This is a genomic window from Candidatus Polarisedimenticolia bacterium (assembly GCA_036004685.1).
In the GTDB taxonomy this organism is placed as follows: domain Bacteria; phylum Acidobacteriota; class Polarisedimenticolia; order Gp22-AA2; family AA152; genus DASYRE01.
Genome location: DASYRE010000036.1, coordinates 61,481 through 84,098, shown reverse-complemented (window position 1 = coordinate 84,098; position 22,618 = coordinate 61,481). Strand labels below are relative to the sequence as shown.

The following is a 22,618-nucleotide window of genomic DNA, read 5'->3' as shown; positions in this document are numbered from 1 at the left end:
GCCTCAGCGGTCGGCGCGCTTCGCCGGGAGGGCCGGCCTCTCCGCGGCCGCCGAGCTCCGGGCGACTTCCCGAACCGCGGCGCCGGCCGGGTAGCGGGAAAGATGCTCGTGGATCCGTTGCCGCTCGTTGTTGTCGTACGGGTGGTCGCGCCGGTAGGCGCCGGTGATCTCCTGCGCCGACTCGTTCGCCTTGAACCGGAGATAGAGCCGCCGCTCGGCCTCGGCCTCCGGTTTCTGTCCCAGGGCGCCGTAGGCGAGCATCAGCGTGTAGTGGGCCTGCAGATCCTCGGGGTCGATCTGCATGACCTTCTTCAGCTCGGCCACCGCCTCGGCGTGCTTTTCCTGGAGGAAGAGGACTCTCCCGATCGCGTTGAGGACCACGCGGTCCCGCGGATAGGACTGCTGCGCGCGGCGGTAATGGTCGAGCGCCTTCGAGTATTCTCCCCGGCTCTTGCTGACCTCGCCCTGGAAGAAGTGCGCGCGCGCCAGATCGGGCCCCCGCTTCAGCGCCTCGTCGAGCATCGTCTGGGCCGCGTCGAGGTCCCCCTCGGCGATCAGCGCGCGCGCCGCGTTCAGCCAGCCGTCCGCGTAGCCCGGCTCGATCCGCGTGACGGTCCGGAAGGCCGCCTCGGCCCCCCGCAGGTCGCCCTGCAGCAGGAGCCCGATGCCGTAGTCGTTCCAGCGCTCCCGATCTTCGGGGCGCGGCTCGGGTTCGGGAGGCGGGGGATCTCCGCGGCGGCGGATTTTCAGCTCGGCTTCCGCTTTTGCCAGAATGACGACCGGCAGGTCGGGGATCTCCTTCAGCTTTCCCGAGACGTCCGACGTGTCGCCGGTGAAGACCCACCCGCCGTCGTCATAGTCCTTGCTCGAGCTGAAATCGGGCTGGGCCGGGTCGCGGACGCCGGCGAAGGCCCAGTGGGTGTTCCACCAGGCGAATTTCCGGTAGTTGAGCTTGGCGCTGAGACGCACCGGCGGCTTCACGTCGGCGGGAAGATCGAGGCGGTAATGGACGGTGTCGGCCGCGCCGGGGGGGATCAGGTTCACGTAGAGGATCGCCCTCCCGGCCCAGGCGTTCCGCTTGTTGATGAGGTTGCCCTTCGCGTCCAGCATGAGCGATTTGTAGAAGTGCGCCGAGGGATCGACACGCCCCTTGCCGCCGTCCTCGAGGTAGCCGCTCCAGAGAAGCACCTTCCCGTCCGCGTCGACCGCCTGGAGCTCCGTCCAGACGTCGAAGGCGTCGACCGTCCCGCCCGGGAAAAAGTGCCCGACGCCGCGGGTGCGGACGACGAGATCGACGCGCACCGACTCCCCGGGCGCGGCGACGGGCCCGAGGCGGTCCAGCGGGGCATGTACCTTCCCCGTCGCCGGGACGGCTCCCGCCACGGCGCCGACGCCCGTCGCCTGCTCCTCGCCGACGGCGAAGAAGGAAGAGAGCGACGGGCTCGCCTCCGCCGGCCGCCGCGCGGCGGGTGGGGGAAGCGGCGCGGGCTCCGTGACGGCGAAGAGGTCCAGGGTCACTCTCCGGTCGGTCAGGAAATCGGTCACCGTCTTGAGCTGCTTCTCGTCCTGGTTCGCGGTCGGCAGGGCGGTGTTCGCGCCCGGGAACCGGTGAGAGTGGACGAGGCCGTCGTGATTCCCTTTGTCCTGGGAGGGGACGAGCGGCATGTGGCAGGTGACGCAGGTCGACGGCTGGGGGGGATAGTAGAACGATCGGGCGCCCTGACCCGAAACGGCGCTGGCCTGCCAGTTGTCGTAGTCGTTGAAGCCGCGAAACCACCGGTAGTTGTTGACGGGCACGTCGAGGTGGACCTTGTGACAGGACGAGCAGAACTCGGCGGCCTGCTCCCGGTGGAAGGGTTTCAGGAAGACGCGCCGGTGAGGCTCCGGGTTCACCTCGACCATGAAATCATGGAAGGCGCGGAGGACGCGGTTCTTGCTCACCGCGAGGTCGTGAAGCGGCGGATACTCGATCAGGTAGTCGCCCTGGCCCATCGAGCTGCGGACCTGGATGATCGAGTGGCAGGCGGTGCACCCCAGGCCGGCCTGGGCCTCCGGGCGGTGCAAGATCTCCTTGATGGGAGTGTCCATCATGCCGTTGAACAGCACGGCTGGGTCGTGACATCCGCCGCACCACTTCGAGGGCCGGGTTCCGACCATGTCCTGCATGTATTCGATCGATTTCCGGTACCACTGGTTGTTGAACGACGAGAAGTGGTGCGCTGAGGAGAACCACTGCTGATAGATGTCGGCGTGGCAGCCGGATCGAGAGCAGGTCTCCGAGGTCTCGGCCATGAAGAAGGTCGACGGGATCCGGCCGCCGGTCGTGGTATGCGCCGAGGAAGGGAAGAAGGGCCCGGCGGAGCCGCCCATCGATTCCCGGGCCATCTCCACGGGCGGCCGTTCCGGGTTGCGAATCACGTCCAGCGGGCGCGGGACCGACGCGACGTAAAGGCGGATCCCCGCGAACACCAGCAAGGCCGCGGCCCCGGCCGTCGCGGTCGCGCGCCAGGCTGGCCGGAAGCGCCCGCCCTCCGGGGCCTCACGGGTGGCGCGGCTCGCCAGATAGAGCCCCCACCCGACCGCCGCCGCCACGCCCAGCGCCACATGGAGGCGAACTACCGGGAGATGGGCACGCAGCGCGCCGTACTTCAGCAGGTAGATGCCGGCCGCCGCCGATCCTGCCAGGGCCAGGTACCCGGCGATCGCCGCCGCCCGTGCCGAGGCGGGAATGCCCGGCGCCCGCACGTGCCCCCAGCCGATGAGCAGGAACGGCAGCAGGAGCAGGACTCCGAGGACGATGTGCAGGAAGAGGCTGCCCACCCAGATCAAGGTGGGCGCCGCGAAGGCGCCGACGTAGGCGCTGTTGACCAGCAGGAACAGGAAGCCGGCCAGCAGCAGCCATTCCGCTCGGCGACCCTGAAATGGCGAAAAGGATCCCCGACTCATGCCTGGCAGTATAGCGCGGAGGCGCCGGGGCCGGAAGCGCGGAATCCGCTCAGGAGGCGGGCTTCAGCTGCGCCTGCACCTCCAGGACCCGGGTGATCGAGGCGTCGAGGTCTTCCAGGTGGGCGCGGCTGTAGCCGTCGAGCGCGGCGAGGCGCTGGGGCGAGCCCGTGACCCGGCGGATCCGGGAGCGGACTTCCTGGAGAGTCCGGCGCGCCACCTGGCCCGCCTCCGGCGGCATGCCGCGCGCCGGCGCCAGGACGAGGCTCCCCAGGCGGGAGACGTAAAGGCGCTGCAGCGCGCGGCGGCGGGAGGGAATCGATTCCCGGTCGCGGGAGATTCCGGCCTTCTCCAGACCGGCGAACGCCGTCGACTCGACGTGGGAGAAAAGCTCCGGCAGGGTCAGGGGAGAAGATCCCCGCGGCGATCGCCGCTCGTTGTCCAGGATCCGGGCCAGGCGCCGCGGCTCGAGCAGCGTGCCGAGGGCCGAGTCGTAGAGGAAAGCGACGCGCGAGTCGAGCGAGTAGTCGCTGGCGAAACGGTAGGGATAGTTCCAATCGAAGAGCAGGTCGCTCTTGAGCGACGCGAGCAGCTCGGGGGAGCCGGCGAAAGCGCCGGGGTCGAACACCTGCCGGTCCAGGATCGCCAGCGCCCGGCGTTGCACCGCCGGATCGACGGGGAAGACCGGCGGCGCGGGCGGCTTGGCCCTTCCCTCGGCGACGACGCGGTGGATCGTCTGCCCGCCCACGTGCCGGGCGGTGATGTCGATGTAATCCATCGCCACCGAGAAGATGGCGGCGTCCAGGGCCTGGCGGATCGCGCTGTAGTCGTGGCCCTCCTCGACGACCAGCTCCGGCAGCCGCGGCAGCACCTCTTTCTGGATCATCGTCAGCCGCGTCTCGGCGAAGCCGAGCGGGTCGCGCCCCAGATCGTCGGTGTTCGAGGAGGGATCGATTTCGGAAAGCGACCCGTCGTCGAACATCAATCCGGGCGTCGTCTCGGCCTGGCGCGCGAGGCGCGCCAGCTCCTGATCCTCCTGCTCCGGCGTCAGCTGATCGAGAGGGGCATAGAGGTAGGCTACGGCGAGATCGTCGTAGGCGCCGACGGAGTGCATGAAGTAGTCGCCCTGGGGCATTCCCGGTGGGGCGAGGTTGATCGGGTTGTAATCCATGATCGAGCCGGTGAACGGCTTCGATTCCGGGTTCCCGCTGACGCGGCCCGCGGCGACGTCTCCGGCGTCGGAGATCAGGCTGGCCTTGAAGTTGTGGGCGAAGCCGAGAGCGTGCCCGACCTCGTGGGCGGTCAGCTCGGCGAACGCCTCACGGGCGAAACGGTCCCCCTCCTCGGCGCTCTTTCCGAGAACTCCCCGCGATTGGAGCACCAGCCGCGCGAAGGCGATCTGGCTGCTGAACGAAGGGGAGAAATCGCAGGGGCGCGGCGCGCCGGGCCGCGAGGCGTCGAGGACCCGCGAGGCGATCCCGGTCGTCGCCGGGAGGAGAAAAGGGTCCTCCAGGGGGGAGGCGGTCTGCGGCGCCCTCCACCAGGCGTAGACCAGGTAGCGATGCAGGGTGTAGGACGGGAACTCTCCGTTCAGGTAGGCGTTCGCCTTGAGGATCTGCCCGGTCCTGGGGTCGGTGATCATGGGACCCGCCATGCCCGAGAAGAGCAGGTTGTCGCTCAAGTTCCAGTAGATCATCGAATGATGGATGTCGGTGGGATCCCAATCGGGATCCTCCGGCTGATCGAGCACCCGCATCGCGTTCTGGATCCCGACTTTCTCGAAGGCCCGGTTCCACCAGAGCGCCGCCTCCCGAATCCGGGGTCGCCACTCGGCGGGGGTGGCGCGATCGATGTAGAAGGTGATGGGCTCCTTCGCCGGGGAGAGCTTCGCCGACGGATCCGATTTCTCGACCTTCCAGCGGGAGAAGAAATGCCGGAAGGCGGAATCCCTGCCGCTGACGTCGGTGTAGTCCTTGTAAGCCGTGTCAAAGCCGCCGATCCGCTCGTCCGACTTGCGGGGCCTGAACCCGTCGTCGGGAAGCCGGAAGAGGTTGTAGTCCACCGAGACTTCCATGAAGCGCGGGTCCGCCAGTCGCAGCGGCATGGCGCCGCGGCGGCGGGCGGATTCTCCTTCACCGCGCGCCCCCGGGTCGCGCTGCTGCCGGAAGCGATAGTGGACCCGGACGACGAGGTTGTCGGGGTTGTCGTGCACCGAGGCGATCGAGGCGTCTTCGGGACTCGAGGCATAGCCGCTCTCGGGCGGCATGATTTGGATGAGGTCGGAGGAGAACAGGCCCGCCAGGTCGACGAGGGTCATGTGCCGATCCTCGGCCACCGGGATCGCTTTGGTCAGGAAGGCCGGAGAATCGGGAAAGGTCGCGTCGACGGCGACGCGGAACGGGGAAGAGGCCGAAGCCTGGTATTCCAGGTTTCTCTTGGCGAGGACGACCCGCTCGCCGACCTTGGAAAAGGACACCACCTGGGTCTCGATGCCGCCGCCGCGGACCGCCCAATCTCCCACCGCCTTCACCAGGAGGCCGGAGAGTCCCAGCGGCTTTCCGATCAGGGAATCGGGGACGTCGGCGAGAAGGCGCTGCGGGCTCTTGTAGAGGGTCAGGAATCCTTCCATCTTCTCCTGCCCTTTGATCACGTCGGCGAGCGGTTTCTTGTCGGTCTCGCCGCCCGGGGCGCTCTTCGCGGGGTCGTCCCCCTTTTTTCGAGGGGAGCCGGCGGCGGGTCCGACGGCCTGCGGAGCCAGGAGGAACAGCACCGTCAGGAGCATGAGGACGCGTCGTGCCGAGGAGCGCTGCTTCAAGGGGGCCTCCCTCAGGAATCGCTGTTCAGGATTTTTCCCGTGGCGTGCAGTTCTTCATACGTCTCGGCGGAGGGATTGTTCCAGAATTCCTCGATCGCCTCGTGGACGTCCCGGAGCCGGCCCATCTGCTCGGCCTGCAGGCCGCTGGCGCGTATCCGCGCCGTGGCCACCGCCAGCTCGGCGAGCGTCTTCGTGCCTTCGTCCCCCTCGAGCAGGGAATCGAGAAAGGCCCGCTGAGAGACGCTCCACGATCCGCCGGGGCGACCGAGGAGCTCCGAAAGCCAGTCAATCAGCTTGTCGCGCGTTCCGGGACCGGGATGCATGGCCGAGGATACCATACCCCTGCGCGCCTTCCGGCGGCGCTTCAGGGACGGGAGAAGGAGCAGAAACAGAGGATCACGAGCACCGCCACGCTGATCACGACCATCAGCCCCGCCGGCATGAACTTCCGCCCCCGGGCCAGGCGATAGCCGAAGAAGACCGCGAGGACCAACGCCACGATCAGAGCGATCCGATCGCCAGCGGGATTCCCGCGAGCCGAGAGGATCCCGGCGAGGAAAAGCAGCGCCGCCGAGATCGCCCCGGTGATCAAGGAAGGGAGGCTGGACGCCTTCCGATAGCCGAGCCAGCCGCCGGCGAGAACGAGCGCGCCATAGACGAACGTGGTGACGGCGGCCGCACTCATCGTCCGCTCCCGCCGGCGGATCGCGCCCCCCGCCGGCTCATGGGGCGGAGCCGCCGCCGGTCTTGGCGAGCCAGCCGGTGTAGGCCCAGAGTTGATCGCGCTGCTCGGGCTCCAGGTTCCGGTAGTGAGGCATCTGGATTCGCTGCCTCCGAATGAAGCGGGCGGCCAAAGGGTTTTTCGCCAGGCGGGGGATTCCGCCTTCCTGGATCCACAGGTCGAATTCCTTCCGTCCCCGGACGAGATCCTTGAAGTCGTCACCGTACCAGCCCGGGATGAATCCGGTCAAGGAGCCTGGATTGGGGAGCCCCCCCGAACCGCCGGCGCCGTGGCACGAGAAGCAGCCCCACGTCTTGGCCGTCTGATATCCGCTCCCCGCCGGCGAATCCGCGGGCGGAGCCGCCATCTCCGACAGGACCATGAAGGCGGCGACGAGATCCTCCTCGTCGGAGCCCCTCAAGACATCTCTGAAAGAGGGCATGGCGATCGCCGCGCGCGGCGAACCGCCCGTCGAGCCGACTCGGGAGTCCACTTTCGGCGTGCTGCCGTTCAAGAGATACTTCCGTACGTCCTCGGCGTTGCTGACGTACATCATCGAGACCCCGCCCCATGCGGGAACCTCGAGATCGCGGATTCCGGGATCCTTGATCCCGGAGCGTCCCAGGTCGCCGTGGCACGAGAAGCAGCCCAGCTCCCGGGCCCGCGCCATCCCGCGCCGGACGGGATTTGCGGAGCGGGCGCTCCAATACCGGCGGACGCTCCAGGGCCCGGCGAGAATCGCCGCCAACAGAAGCGACAACAGCGCCAGCACGACCAGGGAAGCGCGACGCCTCAAGGCCTGTCTCTCCGCCAAGGTGAAAGTCGTCCCGCCGCCGTGAATAAGGACGAAGAGAATGTCACAGCGCTGCAGTGTAAACCGGATCCCTCCGATTGTCATACGCGCTGACTTTGAAACGAGCGACATTGAGTGTATCTTTGATCTCGGATGACAACCAGGCTGAGGCGCGCAGGGTTGGGGCCTCAATGCCTTAAATATTTGACCCTGACTGGAGGCTTGGATGCGAACGCCCTCTCGAAGACCTTCCCGCTCCAGGGCGGTGAAAGAAGTGCACGCCGGGCTGAGTCACCTCACCCGCGGGCTGCGGATGCTTGCCCGCGAAGTAGTAAGGGAAGCTTCTCGCGCCGGCAAAGTGCGGAAAACGAAAGCTTCTCCCGGCCGCCGTCGACACGGCCGGTACATCGGGCTGATCCGCAACCTCCCGCAGCGCAAGAAAGCCCAGGTCCGGGCCGTCCGGGCCGAGAAGGGCGTCGAGGCCGCCATCAAGATGGCGATGGAGATGCGCCGTACCCGCTGATTCGCCGATTCGCGACCGGCCGATCCTGATTTACGACGGTGACTGCCATTTCTGCCGCCGGTGGATCGCGCGCTGGCGCGAGGCGACCGGAGAGCGGGTCGATTACGCGCCCTACCAGGAAGCCGCCGCCCGCTTTCCGCAGATTCCCGCAGCGAATTTCCGCGCCTCGGTGCAGCTCGTCGAGACCGACGGCCGCGTCTTCACCGGCGCCGAAGCGGCCCTGCGCGCGCTTTCTCACGCCCCGCGTCGCGGCTGGCTCCTCACGCTGTACCGAAGGCTGCCCGGCGCGGCCGCGATCATGGAGGCTTCCTACCGGCTGGTGGCGCGCCATCGGGTGGCTTTCTCCCGGATCACCCGGTGGCTGTGGGGCTCTCACCTGGAGAGGCCTTCCCATTTCCTCACCCGCTGGCTTTTCCTGCGGCTCCTCGGCCTCATCTACCTCGTCGCTTTCCTGTCGCTCGGAGTCCAGATCGCGGGGCTGGTGGGCGCCAAGGGGCTGCTCCCCTCCGGCCGTTTCCTGGAAGCGCTCTCGGCCGCGATGGGGAGCGACAGGTTCCGGCTCGTTCCCACGCTCTGCTGGCTGAACGGTACCGACGGATTCCTCCATTTCCTATGGATTGGCGGCGCCGTCCTGTCGGGGCTGCTGGTCGTGGGAATCGCGCCGGGGCCCGTGCTGGTCCTTCTTTGGGCCTTCTATCTGTCCCTGGCCGCGGTCTGCCGCGAGTTTCTGAGCTTCCAATGGGACGTCCTGCTCCTGGAGACGGGATTTCTGGCGATTTTCTTCGCGCCCTGGCGCCTCCTGCCGGGCTTGGCAAAGGAGTCGCCACCCTCTTCCGTCGCGCTGGGACTCATGAGGTGGCTCCTGTTTCGTCTCATGTTCGCTTCGGGGGTCGTGAAGCTCGCGAGCGGCGATTCGACGTGGCGCGGGCTGACCGCCCTGCAGGTCCATTACGAGACCCAGCCGCTGCCCACCTGGATCGGCTGGTACGCGCACCAGCTGCCCCTCGGATTCCACCGCGCCTCCGCCGCGCTGATGTTCGTGGTGGAGCTCGCCGTTCCCTTCCTCATCCTCATGCCGCGCCGGCCGCGGGCGATGGCCGCCGCGGCCATCGTCGCGTTCATGGTCCTCATCGGCCTGACCGGCAACTACGGTTTCTTCAACCTGCTGGCCGTGGCGCTGGCCGTGACGCTGCTCGACGACGCCTTTCTAGCGCGGTACTTCCCGCGCCGGGTGCGCCCCCTCGCGGGCGTCCGCCGGCCTCCAGGCCTGGGGGCCCGGCTGGGGCGGAGCGCGGCGGTCGCGGCGGCGATCCTGCTGGTGCCGCTGGGTTGCATGGCGCTCGGCAGGAGTTTTCGGAAGCCTCTTCCCTGGCCCGAGCCGCTCCGGCGCTTCGAGGCCTGGATGGCGCCGTGGCGTTTGGTGAGCGGCTACGGTCTGTTCGCCAAGATGACCACCACCCGGGACGAGATCATCGTCGAGGGGAGCGCCGACGGGGCGGCCTGGCTTCCCTACGAGTTTCGCTGGAAACCGGGCGATCCGGCCCGCGCCCCGGCGTTCGTGGAGCCGCACATGCCGCGCCTCGACTGGCAGATGTGGTTCGCCGCGTTGTCGGACGCGCGGTCGAATCCGTGGTTCCAGAATCTCATGGTCCGGCTGCTGCAGGGCTCCGAGGACGTGACCGCGCTGCTCGCGGTGAACCCTTTCCCGGACGCCCCTCCCCGCTACGTCCGGGCGCGCCTGGTGCGCTACCGCTTCACCGATTTCGCCACCCGCCGCGCCAGCGGTCGCTGGTGGACGACGGTGGACCGGGGAATCTATTTCCCTCCCGCCTCCCTGCGCGCCCCCGGATCCTGAGGGTTCGGGCGGCGCGCCAGGCTCCCGGGCTCAACGCAGCGTGACGAGGGCCGCCGGGGCGAGGCAGTTGTTCCCCTCCTGGCTTTCCAGAACGCTCCCGGTGTCGTCGGCGCAGGCGAGCAGGTAATAGGACCCCGGGGGGGTTGCGGCCGGGATCGTCACGTTGACGGTGCCGGTGGAGGCGACGCCCGGAGCCAGCGTTCCGATGGTCCGCGCTCCCGTCAGGAGCCGATCGGCCGCGTCCCGGAGAGGGTCGAGCGAGAGGTAATAGCGCGTCGTCGAGGAGCCGGCGCTCCCGGTTCCGAGATTCGTCACTGTGTCGGTGATCTGGAACGCGCCGCCCGGAGAAGCCGAGCCGGGAGGATTGGAGACGGCGGTCGCGGCCAGGTCGGGCTTGGTGATCTGCACCACGGCCGCGGCGGCGAGGCAGTTGTTCGCCTCATCGCTCTCCGCGACCGCGCCGAAATCGTCGGCGCAGGCCAGCAGGCGATAGCTGCCGGGCGCCGTGGCGGAAGGGACCGAGACCCCGACCGTTCCGGTGGAAGACGCCCCGGCGGCCAGCGTCCCGACGCCGCGCGATCCCGTCAGCAGGACGTCCGACGGATCGCGCTGCAGGTCGAGGGAGAGGTAAAACCGGACCGCCGAGCCTCCCGCCGATCCGTTTCCCTGGTTCTGGACTGTGTCGGTGATCGGGAACGCGCTGCCGGCGCCCGCGGCGGCCGGAGGGTCGCTCACCGATGCTTCGATCAGGTCGGGCCGCGTCACCTGGATTTTCGCCGAGGAGGCGCGGCAGTTGTTCCCCTCGTCGCTCTCCCCGACGGCGGCGAGGTCGTCGGCGCAGGCCAGGAGGAAATAGGCCCCGGCGGGCGTCGGCGCGGGCACCGTCACGCTGGACGTGCCCGCGGAGCTGGCGCCGACGGCCAGCGCCGCCACCGCACGGCTGCCTCCTAGTAGGAGATCTCCCCCGTCCCGTACCGTGTCGGTCGAGAGATAGTGCCGTGTGACCGATCCGGCGGCGGCCGCGGTCCCTTGATTGGCCGCGGTATCGCTGATCAGGAAGCTGCCGCCCGGGGCGGCGCTCGCCGGTGGATTGCCGACGGAGGTCTCGACAAGATCGGCTTGCAGCACCTGCAGCCTGCCGGAAGAGACGCGGCAGTTGTTCGTCTCGTCGCTCTCCGCGTCGAGGTCGGGATCGTCGGCGCAGGCGATCAGGTAGTAGAGCCCGCCCGGAATGGCCGCGGGGACGGTCAGCCCGGCGGCGGCGGTGGAGACCGCGCCGGGAGCTAGGGCCGGCAGGCTGCGGCCTCCGGCGAGCGGCGGATCGGACGCGTCGGGCTGCGGATCGAGGGAAAGGTAATAGCGATTCGCCGAGGCGCCCGCCGCGGCGGCTCCCTGATTCGTAGTGGTGTCGGTGGCCGTGAAGGAGGAGCCGCTCGCGGCGATGGCCGGTGGATCGGAGACCGTGAGGACGGCCAAGTCGGGTTGCAGGGGGAAAAAGCAGCCGCCCGTCTCCCGCGGAGAACCATGACTGTCGGCGCCGTACGGTCCGGTCCCGCAGCTGTTCCGGGCGCGGACGAGATACCAGAACCCCCCGCCCGCCGGCGGATCGTCAGGGTCGGAAGCCGTCCCGGCGGCGACTCCCGTCGCCACGCAGATCTCCGATCCTCCGCCCACGGGAAGCTCTCCGAGATTCCCGCGCACCACGTCATGGACCGTCGCCGCGCCGGCGCCGGGCGCCGCCGAGGACCACGACAGCGAAGCTCCGTCGGCCGCCAGGGCGAGGTTTGCGACCTCTCCCGGCGCCGCGAACGAGCCGCCGTTCCAAGGGGCGCAGTCGCAGGCGTCCCCAGAGCCGTCGCCGTCCAGATCCTCCTGCGCGGGGTTGAACGCCGAGGGGCAATTGTCGCAGCTCGAGCCGAGCTGATCTCCCTCGGGATCGGGGGAGCTCTCACAGCAGGCGAACGCGGCCGGGGTGACGACGAGCGACCAGGAGTTCAAGGCGCCGGTGTCGAAGATCTCGTGATCTGCCACGAACACCTTCCAGTTGCCGGCGGCTCCGATTCCGGCGAGATGGCCGAGCTGTCCCGCGGCGTCGGGGAAGTCCCACGCCGGCGAGTTGAGGGCCGGCCGCCAGCTTCCGGAGAAGGGGGCGGCGGATTCGCCGGCGACCAGCAGATCCTGCGAGGCGGAATCGTCGAAGCGGGTGTTCAGGAAGTTGTTCCCGGCATTTCCTCCCAAAAAGCAGCCGAACGGAGGGATGCACCCGACCGGTCGATACACTAGGTCCGCCCCGAATCCGTTCGGACCCTTCAGCTCCACCGTCAGATCTCCCACGGCGGTGTGCGTGAGGCTGTCGAGGCGAAGGCCGAGGTCGGCGATTTCGAGGTCGGAGGCCACCGGGAGCGTGTCGGTGACTCCGCGGGGATCGTACTCCGGAATTCTCAGGCCGCCGGGAATCGTCCGGGTGAAGGTGATCGTCGCGCCGTTTCCGTCGCGCCGGCCCACCCGGAGGATCAGGTCGGCGCCCGAGATCCCCAAAGAGCTGGAGATCTGGAGGTGAAGCGGGACGGCCCCGCCGCACGGCAGGGAGCCGAGACGCAGGCGGAAGGGATCGCCGCCGGCCGTTTCCTCGGAAGGAATCGCGCCGTAATCGGAATCGGCATCCAGGATCGTCACCCCGGGCGCCGTCGTGCTGAGCGTGGCGGAAACCGACCCCGCGCCCTTCGAGGCGGCGCGCCAGGGATTCCGCACGCCGATGCGCAAGGCGATCTCCTCGCCCGGATCGGCGAAGCCGTTTCCGTCGCCCGCGGCGTCGTCCACTGCGATTCCCGCCGCCTCGAGGCTCGGAAGGTCGAACGACTCTCGGACTCCGACGTGGGTGGCGATCCCGAGGGAGGCTTCGGCTCCATAGCCCAGGCCCCGGTCGGCGAATCCTCCCCAAAGCGCCTCTTCATGGGCGCAGGCGAAGGCGGCGCAGTCGGCGTCGAGCAGCGCGTCGCGCGCCTGCGTGAAGCTCGGATCCAGGGGAGTCATCTTCAGTCCGCCGGTCACGATGCGCAGCATCGCCTCGTTGCCGGCGGCGACGTCCCCTCCTTCGGCGGCGATCACCCGGCTGCGGGCCTCCCAGAGCGTCAGCGCCCAGATCTCCCCGAGGTTGTGGACCTCGGCGGCTCCGTTCCTCTCGAAATTGAGAGGGCTGGGCGGATAGCCGCCGGCCATCGACGCGGTCGTGTCGTCCGCGTCCGCCCAGGTCAGGGGGTTGACGGCATTGTCGGTGCTGTACGGAAAGCGCCGGATTCCGTCGACGTAATTGTCCGAAAAAGTCCCGAGCAGGGAGTAGGTGGCGTAGGCGCCGGCGGGATACTTCCCGCTCGGGTCGTCGCCCGGGGCGGCATTGAGCAGCGAGAGCGCGTAGAAGTCGCTCCATCCCTCTCCCCTGCCGGCCCCCGGGATCCAGTTCAATCCGGCCGCGTCGCCGATCAGCCGGTTGGAGACTCCGTGCGTCAGCTCATGGAAGGCGATGACCGCGTCCAGGGCGCCGTCGCGCGGCGGCGCCGGAGAGCTCCAGAGGAACATCCGCATGATCCCGGGGAGACCGTCCGGCCCCACCGAGAAATTCGCGTTGTTGGCGCTGCCGGCGTCCGCTCCTTGCTGCGCCTCCGCCAGGATCGGATCGCCCGCCGTTCCGCCTCTGCCGAAATTGTCGGACTGGAAGTTGCCCGAGGCTTCGTCGAACCCCAGCCGGTGGAGACGATCGTGGAAGAAATTCGCAAGGTAGAAGAGGTGCGTGACGACGCCGCGCTGGAAGCCGGGAGTGGAGGGATCGTCGCCGGCGTTCGGATCGCCGGCCAGCGGCGGCGGAGTGAAGGCGAAGCTGCGGGGCGAGCTTCCCAGAAAATCCCGGTTCCTTCCCGCGGCGTCGGGATTGCCCAGCGGCCGCCCGCCGGCGTCCAGCGCGGGCGCGTCGGGAAGATCGTCCCCGTTCCGATCGAGATAGGCGTCGACGTTGTTGCCGGTGGTGGTCGCGCCGCCGTCGGGAATCCAGCCTTCCGGGCTTGCCGTCAGGTCCCGCCGGAGGGTCATCGACTCGATGCTCCGCGGGATCGCCGGGAACTGCGTGCCCTGACCCGGCAGGGCCGGGCTCGGAGACGCCGGGGCAGGGCTGTCGGCCGGGACGCCTCCCGCCTGCGTCGCGACGCTGAAGCGGGCCTCCTGGGAGGACAGCGTGCAGCGGATGTTCTTGCGGTAGAGGAGCGTGCCGCGCAGCGCGTCGACCAGCACGTACCAATCGGCGTCGGGCATCGCCGCCACGTGGGACCACGCCGGGATCAGAACGCCGGGGGCGAGAGGAAAGTAGAGAAGCTCGGAGCGGCGAAGCGTCGCGCCGCCCTCTCCCGCCGCGGCTCCGAGGCTCGTCCGGGCGAGGCTCCACGAGGCGGCGGCCGACAGCGCCGGGCGCGGAGCGGAGAAGTCGGCGATCCCCGGCACGAGCCGCCCCACCGTGCGGACGAGCGCTCCGCGGGAGTCGAACAGAACTCTCGTCTCGCTTTGGAAGACGCGCAGCCCGCCGGCGACTTGGCGAAGGCGCACCATGCCCACGACCCCGGCGCGCGCGGCGCTCTCTCCCAGAACCTCCAGACGAGCCGCCTCCGGCTCGCTGAGTCCGTAGACCGCGGCATGGGCGCGGAGGAACTCCACCGCCGACTCGGCGAGAGTCTGGCCCGCCCGCCGCGGGGCGAGCGGCGCGGCGCCGGCGCGGACCACTTCCGGGCCTCCGGTCGCGGAGGAGAATTCGACTCCGGCGCCGGGCGAGTCGAGACGGAGGGAGCGGAGGGCCTCCTCCATCGAGCGCCTCTTGTCGCGGGCGGTCCGGGCGACCCGATCCGGCTCGCGCCCGAGCCCGTCGCGCATCAGGTTCTCCAGCTCCGCGACGCCCTGGATCCGGATGTCGTAGTTCCCCACGCGCGCCGGCTTCTCCCGGGTCGGGAGAGGCGCCCCGCCGGGGCCTCCCGCGGCGACCAGGATCGGCAGGAGAGCCGTCAACAGGACGACGCGCCGCCCTTTCGGCGGTACGAAAATGTTCTCGATCGACACCCGTCCCTCCGCGGAACACGGCGCTGGCGCGCAAATCGCTGTGAGGATCCCAATGAATATTCGATGAAGGAGCGGGCGCGTCAAGCGGAGTCTGGCGTCAGTTCAGATATCCCAGAGAGCGGAGCTTCTTCTTGGCCTCTTCGTCCAGGTCGGGAGGCTCCGGCGGCCGGCCGCTGACGCGGTACAGATCGAGCGCCTGATACAGCGAGGAGGCGCGCGCCGCATCGGAGGAGACCACGTTGTGACGCTCCGACGGATCCTTCTCCAGATCGAAGAGCTCCAGCGTCGGCTGCGGGCGCGTGGGATAGCTGATCAGTTTGTAGCGGTCGCCGCGGGCCGAGAGGATCGTGCTGTGCAGCGGGAACTTGACGTCGACCCCTCCGAGGCGCATCGGCGCGGCCCGCGCTTCGCTGAGCGCCGATCCGCCGGGCGGGATGACGCCCGCCCGGAGGAAGGGGAGGAGGTTCCTTCCCGCCAGCCGCGGAGGCGGCGGCTGGCCGAGATAGTCGAGCAGCGTCGGGAGGACGTCCACCAGCTGGACGATGCCGGTCAGGCGCTTGCCCCGCAGCCCTTTCGCCGGGAACCGCAGGATCAGCGGCACCCGGATCGCCTCCTCGTTGAGCCGCGCGCCGTGGCTGAAGTAATAATCGCGATCGACCAGCGTCTCCCCGTGGTCGGCCGTGAAGGCGACGATCGTCTCGTCGCCGATTTGCTTGAGGATTCGGTCGATCTGAGAGTCGGCGTAGAGAATCTCGCCGTCGTACCGGGAGATGTATTCGAGCGGATCGCGGCTCACGGCGCCGGCGATCTCGAGGCGCTGGTAATCGGGGATCGCGGCCTCCTCGGGAAGAGGGTCGTATCTCCCTTTCCGGAACTTCTCCGCGAATCCGGCGGGCGGGTCGTACCGGCCGTGGGGATCGAAGAGGTGGACGAAGAGATAGTAGGGCGTTCCGGAGGGCAGCGACTTGAGCCAGGCCACGGCCTTGTCGACCGTCGCTCCGGCGGGCCGATCCTGGCCGGTGAAGCCATCGTCGTAGATCTCGAAGCCGCGGTTGAAGCCGCTCTGGCTGGCGATCATCGTGTAGCCGGAGACGAACGCCGCAGTGCGGTAGCCGGCCCTCGCGAGGATCGTGGTCAGGGTCTCGAGCTGCGGATCGAGAGGTGTGGCGTTGAAACGGTTCCCGTGCGCCGCCGGATACAGGCCCGTCAGCAGCGAGGCATGGGATGGGTTGGTGTTCACCGCCTGGGAGATCGCCTGGAGGAAGAGGGCTCCGCTCGCCGCGAGCCGGTCGATCGCCGGCGTGGTCGGCAGGGGATAGCCGTAGCAGTGCAAGTGATCGGCGCGCGCGGTGTCCAGCGTGATCAGCACCAGGCTCGGGGAGGGGCGGGCCGGCGCCTTCGGCGGAGCCGCCGGCGTGGCTCGGAGGAGGGCCGACAGAAGGAGAAGGCCGCCGAGGAGGCTGGCGGCCGCGCCCGCCGCCGCGGCCCTCCTCCGAGATGTTTCCGCGCCGTCCATCTAGGGCTTCCCCGACTGCTCCGCGGACCGCTTCGCCATCTGCTCCATGAAGCTCTTCGAGCGCTGCCGCACCTCGTCCTCCGTCAGGTCCTCCACGTGCGTGGCGAGCCCCCATTCGTGCCCGAACGGGTCGGTCAGCTTCCCGAACCGATCGCCCCAGAACATGTCGGTGACCGGCATGAGCACCCGCGCTCCGGCGCTGACGGCGCGGTTGAACGCCGAGTCGACGTCCTGGACGTAGAGGTAGATGCTCTGCGTCGTCCCCTTCAGCGTCTCGGGCGATCGGACGTTCGTTCCCGGGAGCTCGTCGTTCAGGAACAGCATCGAATCGCCGATCTTGAGCGCGGCGTGCATGACCCCCTTCCCGTCGGGGCCGTTCATCCGGGTCACCTCTTCCGCGCCGAAGGCCTTCTTGTAGAACTCGATGGCTCGATTGCCGTCCTTGACCGTCAGCCCGGGGGTGGCGGTGTGATGACCTCGAGGAACCGGATTGGACGCTTTGGTCATGATGCTCCTCCTTGAGTGAATGGGCCCCGCCCGCGCGGCGGCGGCCGGTGGTTCGTGAAGTCGATGGCAGGATGACACCATGCGGCCCGATCTCTGTCAAGGAATTGTTCCGGCGCCGGCGCCGCTCCCTTCCCCTTGACGCGCACGGAAGGGTGAGGATACTCTTCGGACCATGGCGGTGAGCGAGGAACGGCGGGCACTTCAGGGAAAATCGGCGCTCGTCTGCGGGGCGACGCGCGGGATCGGCCGCGCCTGCGCGCGGGAGTTCGCCAGGCTCGGCGCCCGGGTCACCGTGATGGCGCGCAGCGACGAGGGACTCCGCGAGGCGGTCGAGGAGATCGGCGCGGAGAGCGGGCGCGGCGGCCCGGCTCATGACGCTCTGCGCGCCGATTTCGACGATGTCGCGGCCGTGCAGCGGGTCGTGTCGGAGAGCCTCGCCGCGGGGGCCGGCTTCCACATCCTCTTGAACAACAGCGGCGGGCCGCCCGGAGGGCCGCTCCTGGACGCGGAGCCCGAGTCGTTCCTCAAGGCCTTCCGCCGCCACCTGATCTGCAATCACGTGCTGGCGAAGCTCCTCGTGCCCGGGATGAAGCAGGCGGGATACGGACGCATCATCAACATCGTCTCCACCTCGATCAAGCAACCGATTCCGGGGCTCGGGGTCTCGAACACCGTCCGCGCCGCGGTCGCCTCCTGGGCCAAGACGCTTTCCGCGGAGCTCGCTCCTTTCGGGATCACCGTGAACAACGTGCTCCCCGGGGCGACCCGCACCGACCGCCTTCTGCAGATCATCCGGGATCGCGCGCGGGCCTCCGGGCGCGGCGAGAAGGAGATCGAAGAGGAGATGAAACGCGACATTCCGGCCGGACGCTTCGGCGAAGCGGAGGAGATCGCCGCGGCGGCCGGCTTCTTGGCGCTTCCGGCCTCGGGCTACGTCAACGGAATCAGCCTGGCGGTCGACGGCGGGAGGACCACGGCGCTATGAGCCTGCCGCGCCTGCTCAACTACATCGGCGGGAAGCAGGTGCCGCCGGTTTCAGGCTCCTGGCTGCCGAACGTCGACCCGGCCACTGGATCGGTCTACTCCGAGGTCCCCGACAGCGACGCGCCGGACGTCGAGCGGGCGGTCGCGGCCGCGGCGCAGGCGTTTCCCTCCTGGTCCCGCGCGACGGCGTCGGAGCGCTCCCGGATTCTCCTGCGCATCGCCGATCTCATCGACGCGAAGCGGGAGGCGCTCGCCAGGAGCGAATGCGTCGACACGGGCAAGCCCCTGGCGCTGGCGCAAAGCCTCGACATTCCGCGCTCCTCGGCCAACTTGAGGTTCTTCGCCACCGCCATCCTTCACTTCCACTCCGAATCCCATGCCACCGATCATCAAGCGCTGAATTACACCCTGCGCCGGCCCCGCGGCGTGGCGGGGGTGATCTCTCCCTGGAACCTCCCGCTCTATCTCCTGACCTGGAAGGTGGCGCCCGCTCTCGCCGCCGGCAACACCGTGGTCGCGAAGCCCTCCGAAATCACCCCCATGACGGCGGCGCTCCTGTCGGAAATCTGCGTCGAGGCCGGGCTGCCCGCCGGGGTCCTGAACATCGTCCACGGCGCGGGCGCCAAGGCGGGCGCGGCGCTCGTCCGGCATCCGGGAGTGGGCACCCTCTCCTTCACGGGCGGAACGCGGACGGGGGCCGACATCGCCGCCGCCGCCGGGCCGCTCTTCAAGAAGATCGCGCTGGAGCTCGGCGGCAAGAACCCCAACATCCTGTTCGCCGACGCGCCGCTTCCGGAGGCCCTGGCGACGAGCCTCCAGTCCTCCTTCACCAACCAGGGGCAGATCTGCCTGAGCGGCTCGCGAATCTTCGTGGAGAGCAGCGCCTTCGAGCCGTTCGTCGAGCGCTTCGTCGCGGCCGCCAAGGCCCTGAAGGTGGGCGATCCGTTCGACGCGTCGAGCGACCAGGGGGCCCTGGTGTCGCGCGCGCAGCTCGACAAAGTGAGCGCCTACATCGACCTGGCCCGGAGCGAGGGAGGGCGGATCCTCTGCGGCGGAGCCCCGCCGGCGCGCCTGCCGGAGCGCTGCCGGGGCGGGTTCTTCATGGAGCCGACGGTGATCGCCGGGCTCGGCGTCGGCAGCCGCGTGAACCAGGAGGAGATCTTCGGGCCGGTCGTGACGGTCACCCCCTTCGAGGACGAGGACGAAGTGGTCACTTACGCCAACTCCACCTCCTACGGGCTCGCCGCCTCGATCTGGACGAAGGATCTGGCGCGCGCCCACCGGTTGGCGGAGCGCATCCAGTCGGGCACGGTGTGGATCAACTGCTGGATGATCCGCGATCTGCGCGTCCCGTTCGGGGGGATGAAGAGCAGCGGCGTCGGCCGCGAGGGAGGCGAGGAGGCGCTGCGCTTCTTCACCGAGCCGAAGAACGTCTGCGTCAGCTTCCGGCCGGCCGCGGCGGAGGCCCCATGAGCGCGAGGGAAGCGGGAAAGGACCGGGTGATCAGCCGCCGGGCGCCGGAGCCGGTGGGAGCCTATCCGCACGCCCGGCGGGCCGGCAACCTCCTCTTTCTCTCCGGCATCGGCCCGCGGAGGCGGGGCTCCCAGGAGATCCCGGGCGTCACGCTCGACGCGCAGGGGAAGGTGGTCGCCTACGACATCGAGATCCAGTGCCGCTCGGTGTTCGAGAACGTCCGCGCCGTCCTGGAGGATGCCGGCTCGTCCTGGGAGAACATGATCGACGTCACCGTCTTCCTGACGCGCATGAAGGAGGACTTTCCGGTCTTCAACCGACTCTACGCCGAGTATTTCTCCGGCGTCCAGCCGGCGCGCACCACCGTCGAGGTCGGCGCGCTTCCCACTCCGATCGCCGTGGAGCTGAAAGTGATCGCCACGATCGGCGATCCGGCGCGATGACCGTTCCCGCCAGCGCCCCGGCCGGGCCGGGGAGATCGCGCCACCGGTCCCTTTGGGCGCCGGGCTCGCTACCCGGCGCCGGGCTGATCGCGGCGGCGGCCGCGCTGTGGCCGGGCTTCGTGCGGCGGCTTGTGCCCCTGGAGTGGCAGCTCGGCAACATCGCCCCGGCGCTGCTTGTCCTGGAGATCCTGATCGGCGGCGCGGGGATCCTCTTCCTCCTCAGGCCGGACCTGCCCCGGCGCGCCTGGCTCCGCCTGTTTCCCACGCGCCGCGAGCTTCGTCTCAAGCTCCTGCTCCTGGCGGTGTCGGTATCGCTGGCGCTCGCTCTCTCCGAAGCGGTGTTGCGGATCACCGGCTACCCGTTCCGCACCCGCTGGACCCCCTCCGAGCTGACCCTGGCGCGCTTCGATCCCGATTTGGGCTGGTCCTACATTCCCGACCGGACGGTCACGCAGCGGTTCGGCTCCCACGGGCGGCCCATCCCGATGCACTTCAACGATCTCGGCGCCCGCGTCGGAGAGCCCGGGAAGCGATTCGATCGGCAGACTCCCACCGTGATCTTCGTGGGCGATTCCTACACCTTCGGCCATGGCGTGACCTACGAGGAGAGCTTCGCCGGCCAGTTCGAGAAGCAGGCCGGAGCTTCCCTCCAGGTCGTGAACCTCGGCGTCCAGGGATACGGGACCGACCAGTCGCTGCTGCTGCTCAGGCGCCATCTGCGCGACTTCAACACCAAGGCCGTGGTCTACACCTTCCTGCTCGATCACGTGAAGCGCAACGACAACGCCGACCGGAGGCTGTTGTTCCCCGGGGCGAAGTTCCTCGGAACCAAGCCGCGCTTCGCGCTGTGCGGCGGCTCGCTCGTGGAAGTGGAGAGGCCCCGCCGCTACGACGACCGGCGCGAGCTGCGCGTCGGCCAGGCGCTCCGGCTGGCCTGGACGAAATGGGGCCCTTCGCCCAGCGTTCCTCTGACGCGGGCGCTGGTCCGGCAGATGCGAGACGAGGTGGAGGCGAGCGGTGCCGCGTTCGTGCTGGTCCTCTGGACGAACCGCCATGCGCTGCCGCCGGGGGCAGTGGCGCGCGCCTTCTTCCCGGGGCTTCGTGTCAACGTCGTGGACACCGGATCGGGAGCGCCGGCAGACTGGGACTCCTACCACATCCCGGGCGAGTACCATCCCGACGCCCGGGCGCATGCCTGGGTGGCCCGGCTCCTCGCGGAGAAGCTCAGGGAGCTGGGTCTCGGCGCGACCCCCTGAGGCCCGTCCGGCCGCGGCGCGTCGCCACGAAGAAAATCCTTTGGAACGGAAAGACCACGCCGCGGGCGTCGGCCGGATAGGCGGTCCGGAGGCGGCGCTTCAGCGCGGCGAGGAACGCGGCGGCCTGCGCTGCCGGGAAGGCGGTGAGGATCGGGCGGAGCGTCGTTCCCCGCAGCCATTCCACGATCTCGGCGGCGGCCGCGAGGCGATGGTGGTAGGTGGTCTCCCACAGATCGACCTGGAATCCGAGCGCCCCGAGGCGCTCGGCGTAGAAGCGCGGAGCCTCGACGGCGGGCAGGGCCGCGGCCCGGGCGAGACTCGTTCTCCACCGCGGCTCGGCGAGGAGATCCTCGACGGCCCGCGACGCCGGCGCGCGGCGGTTGTTCGGGATCTGCACCGCCATCGTCCCCTTGGCGCCGAGAAGCTCGGCGAGCGACTCCAGGACGCGGCCGTGAGAGGGCAGCCATTGAAGCACGGCGTTGCTGACGATCAGATCGAGGGGCCGCGTCGGGCGCCAGCGCCGGAGATCGCGGCGGACGAATCGCAGGTTCGGACTGGCGGGGGAGCGCCGGGCGCGCTCCAGCATCTCCAGGGAGCTATCGACGCCCCAGACGGTGGCGCGCGGCCAGCGCCGCAGCAGGAGCCGCGTCAGCTCGCCGGTCCCGCATCCGAGATCGGCGATCCGCCGCGGCTCGATCTCCCCGACCCGCGCCAGGAGGTCGAGGAAGGGCCGGGAGCGCTCGCGCGCGAAACGCTCGTACTGGGCCGCGTCCCATCGAACCGCCGGTTCCATCGCCGAATCTCCGAGGAGTCTATTGGAGCGCTTTGGCACGGATGAGATCGGTTAACGCCACCAGGAGCGTCCCGGTCCCTCCCACGAAGCCCCACCATCTCATCCCGCGACGAACGATACCGAGCGCCGATCCGTCATCGCGCTCGACACGAATCCTCGATGCCGCAACGATCCCAACGGCTCCGATCACCAGGAGGTACATGTCGAGGCTCATGAAATCGCCGGTCGCTCGCAGTAAGCAAGACTCGCGCACCGGGAGCCGGCGGAGGCGAAACCGCTCATGATTGCCGGTCGCGCAGCACGGCGCGGACCGGACTGGCGTCGAAGCCCTCGAGCCGCAGCGGCAGGGCGATGAGCTCGTAGAGTCCCGCGGGGACGCCCGTCAGAACGAGCCCCTCGAGGATTGCCAGGTCGTGGTGCAGGCAGGCCCGATGGGAGGGGAGGTCCTTCGAGTGGAAGAGGTCGACGCTCGGCGTGTCGATCCCGACCAGCCGGACGCCCTGCTCGTGGAGGTGATCGACGAGCTCGGGGGAGAGCGCCGCGAAATCGTCGTTGAAGCGCTCCGGATCGGGGAAGGTGCCCGTGGCGAACAGGACGCGCTCCACCCGGATCGGGGCCGCGAGCATTGCGGGGAGGATGCGCGTGGCGAACGGGACGCTCAGCGCCACGACCTGACAGGGACCCAGATAGACATCGAGCGGGCGCGACTCGATCGCCGCCCCCTGGGCGGCGTAATGGCTGGGAGCGTCGGCATGGGCGCCGAGGTGGACGGTGGCGCGCAGCGTCGACAGGGTGAGGTTGTCCCCGTGGTTCATGTCGAGCAGCACTTCGCGGGCGGGCGGCGTGTCTCCCGGCCAGACCTGGAGCCGCGGCGAGACGACGGGGCTGATGTCGTAGATCAT

The 22,618-nt window shown here is 69.3% G+C and carries 17 protein-coding genes; 6 read left to right on the top strand and 11 right to left on the bottom strand.

Features of this window, described 5'->3' with window-relative positions:
- Positions 1-3: 3 nt before the first annotated feature.
- From VGR67_09405 to VGR67_09385, 5 genes are read right to left on the bottom strand one after another with little or no spacing between them, the layout of a single operon-like run.
- Entirely contained in the window at positions 4-2,946 is a 2,943-nt protein-coding gene (locus VGR67_09405) for a tetratricopeptide repeat protein (protein HEV8336620.1), read from the bottom strand.
- Between the two features lie 49 nt (positions 2,947-2,995).
- Complete coding sequence (locus VGR67_09400) at positions 2,996-5,758, bottom strand: zinc-dependent metalloprotease (protein ID HEV8336619.1); 2,763 nt, start codon at positions 5,756-5,758, stop codon at positions 2,996-2,998.
- An 11-nt stretch (positions 5,759-5,769) separates the two neighbouring features.
- Positions 5,770-6,096, bottom strand: coding sequence for a hypothetical protein (locus VGR67_09395; protein ID HEV8336618.1), 327 nt, complete (start codon positions 6,094-6,096; stop codon positions 5,770-5,772).
- A gap of 26 nt (positions 6,097-6,122) precedes the next feature.
- Positions 6,123-6,443, bottom strand: coding sequence for a TMEM14 family protein (locus tag VGR67_09390; protein ID HEV8336617.1), 321 nt, complete (start codon positions 6,441-6,443; stop codon positions 6,123-6,125).
- Between the two features lie 37 nt (positions 6,444-6,480).
- A complete protein-coding gene (locus tag VGR67_09385) occupies positions 6,481-7,275 on the bottom strand; it encodes a hypothetical protein (GenBank protein HEV8336616.1) in 795 nt (264 codons plus the stop codon).
- Between the two features lie 223 nt (positions 7,276-7,498).
- On the opposite strand from VGR67_09385, the gene VGR67_09380 reads away from it, so the two are divergent.
- Positions 7,499-7,795, top strand: a complete 297-nt coding sequence (locus tag VGR67_09380; protein ID HEV8336615.1) for a hypothetical protein — start codon at positions 7,499-7,501, stop codon at positions 7,793-7,795.
- Between the two features lie 7 nt (positions 7,796-7,802).
- Positions 7,803-9,650, top strand: a complete 1,848-nt coding sequence (locus VGR67_09375; protein HEV8336614.1) for a lipase maturation factor family protein — start codon at positions 7,803-7,805, stop codon at positions 9,648-9,650.
- 30 nt (positions 9,651-9,680) lie between these two features.
- Here the strand turns inward: VGR67_09375 and VGR67_09370 are convergent, their stop codons facing one another.
- The 3 genes from VGR67_09370 to VGR67_09360 all read right to left on the bottom strand — a co-directional run bounded on the left by VGR67_09370 (position 9,681) and on the right by VGR67_09360 (position 16,767).
- A complete protein-coding gene (locus VGR67_09370; protein HEV8336613.1) occupies positions 9,681-14,744 on the bottom strand; it encodes a M36 family metallopeptidase in 5,064 nt (1,687 codons plus the stop codon).
- A 97-nt stretch (positions 14,745-14,841) separates the two neighbouring features.
- Positions 14,842-16,260, bottom strand: coding sequence for a sulfatase (locus VGR67_09365; protein ID HEV8336612.1), 1,419 nt, complete (start codon positions 16,258-16,260; stop codon positions 14,842-14,844).
- Positions 16,261-16,767 (bottom strand): VOC family protein, encoded by a 507-nt coding sequence (locus tag VGR67_09360; protein ID HEV8336611.1) that lies wholly within the window; start codon positions 16,765-16,767, stop codon positions 16,261-16,263.
- Between the two features lie 172 nt (positions 16,768-16,939).
- On the opposite strand from VGR67_09360, the gene VGR67_09355 reads away from it, so the two are divergent.
- The 4 genes from VGR67_09355 to VGR67_09340 are packed head-to-tail and all read left to right on the top strand — an operon-like array spanning position 16,940 to position 20,923.
- Positions 16,940-17,752 carry an SDR family oxidoreductase gene (locus tag VGR67_09355; GenBank protein HEV8336610.1) on the top strand — a complete coding sequence of 271 codons (813 nt, stop codon included), beginning with the start codon at positions 16,940-16,942 and terminating at the stop codon, positions 17,750-17,752.
- A 2-nt stretch (positions 17,753-17,754) separates the two neighbouring features.
- Positions 17,755-19,224 (top strand): aldehyde dehydrogenase, encoded by a 1,470-nt coding sequence (locus tag VGR67_09350; GenBank protein ID HEV8336609.1) that lies wholly within the window; start codon positions 17,755-17,757, stop codon positions 19,222-19,224.
- Positions 19,221-19,667 carry a Rid family hydrolase gene (locus VGR67_09345; GenBank protein ID HEV8336608.1) on the top strand — a complete coding sequence of 149 codons (447 nt, stop codon included), beginning with the start codon at positions 19,221-19,223 and terminating at the stop codon, positions 19,665-19,667. Before VGR67_09350 ends, VGR67_09345 begins: the two co-directional genes overlap by 4 nt.
- Positions 19,664-20,923 carry an SGNH/GDSL hydrolase family protein gene (locus tag VGR67_09340; GenBank protein HEV8336607.1) on the top strand — a complete coding sequence of 420 codons (1,260 nt, stop codon included), beginning with the start codon at positions 19,664-19,666 and terminating at the stop codon, positions 20,921-20,923. The genes VGR67_09345 and VGR67_09340 overlap by 4 nt, the downstream gene beginning before the upstream one ends.
- Here the strand turns inward: VGR67_09340 and VGR67_09335 are convergent.
- The 3 genes from VGR67_09335 to VGR67_09325 all read right to left on the bottom strand — a co-directional run bounded on the left by VGR67_09335 (position 20,892) and on the right by VGR67_09325 (position 22,618).
- A complete protein-coding gene (locus VGR67_09335) occupies positions 20,892-21,716 on the bottom strand; it encodes a methyltransferase domain-containing protein (protein ID HEV8336606.1) in 825 nt (274 codons plus the stop codon). The genes VGR67_09340 and VGR67_09335 overlap by 32 nt on opposite strands.
- Before the next feature lie 19 nt (positions 21,717-21,735).
- Entirely contained in the window at positions 21,736-21,930 is a 195-nt protein-coding gene (locus VGR67_09330) for a hypothetical protein (GenBank protein HEV8336605.1), read from the bottom strand.
- A gap of 64 nt (positions 21,931-21,994) precedes the next feature.
- Entirely contained in the window at positions 21,995-22,618 is a 624-nt protein-coding gene (locus tag VGR67_09325; GenBank protein ID HEV8336604.1) for a cyclase family protein, read from the bottom strand.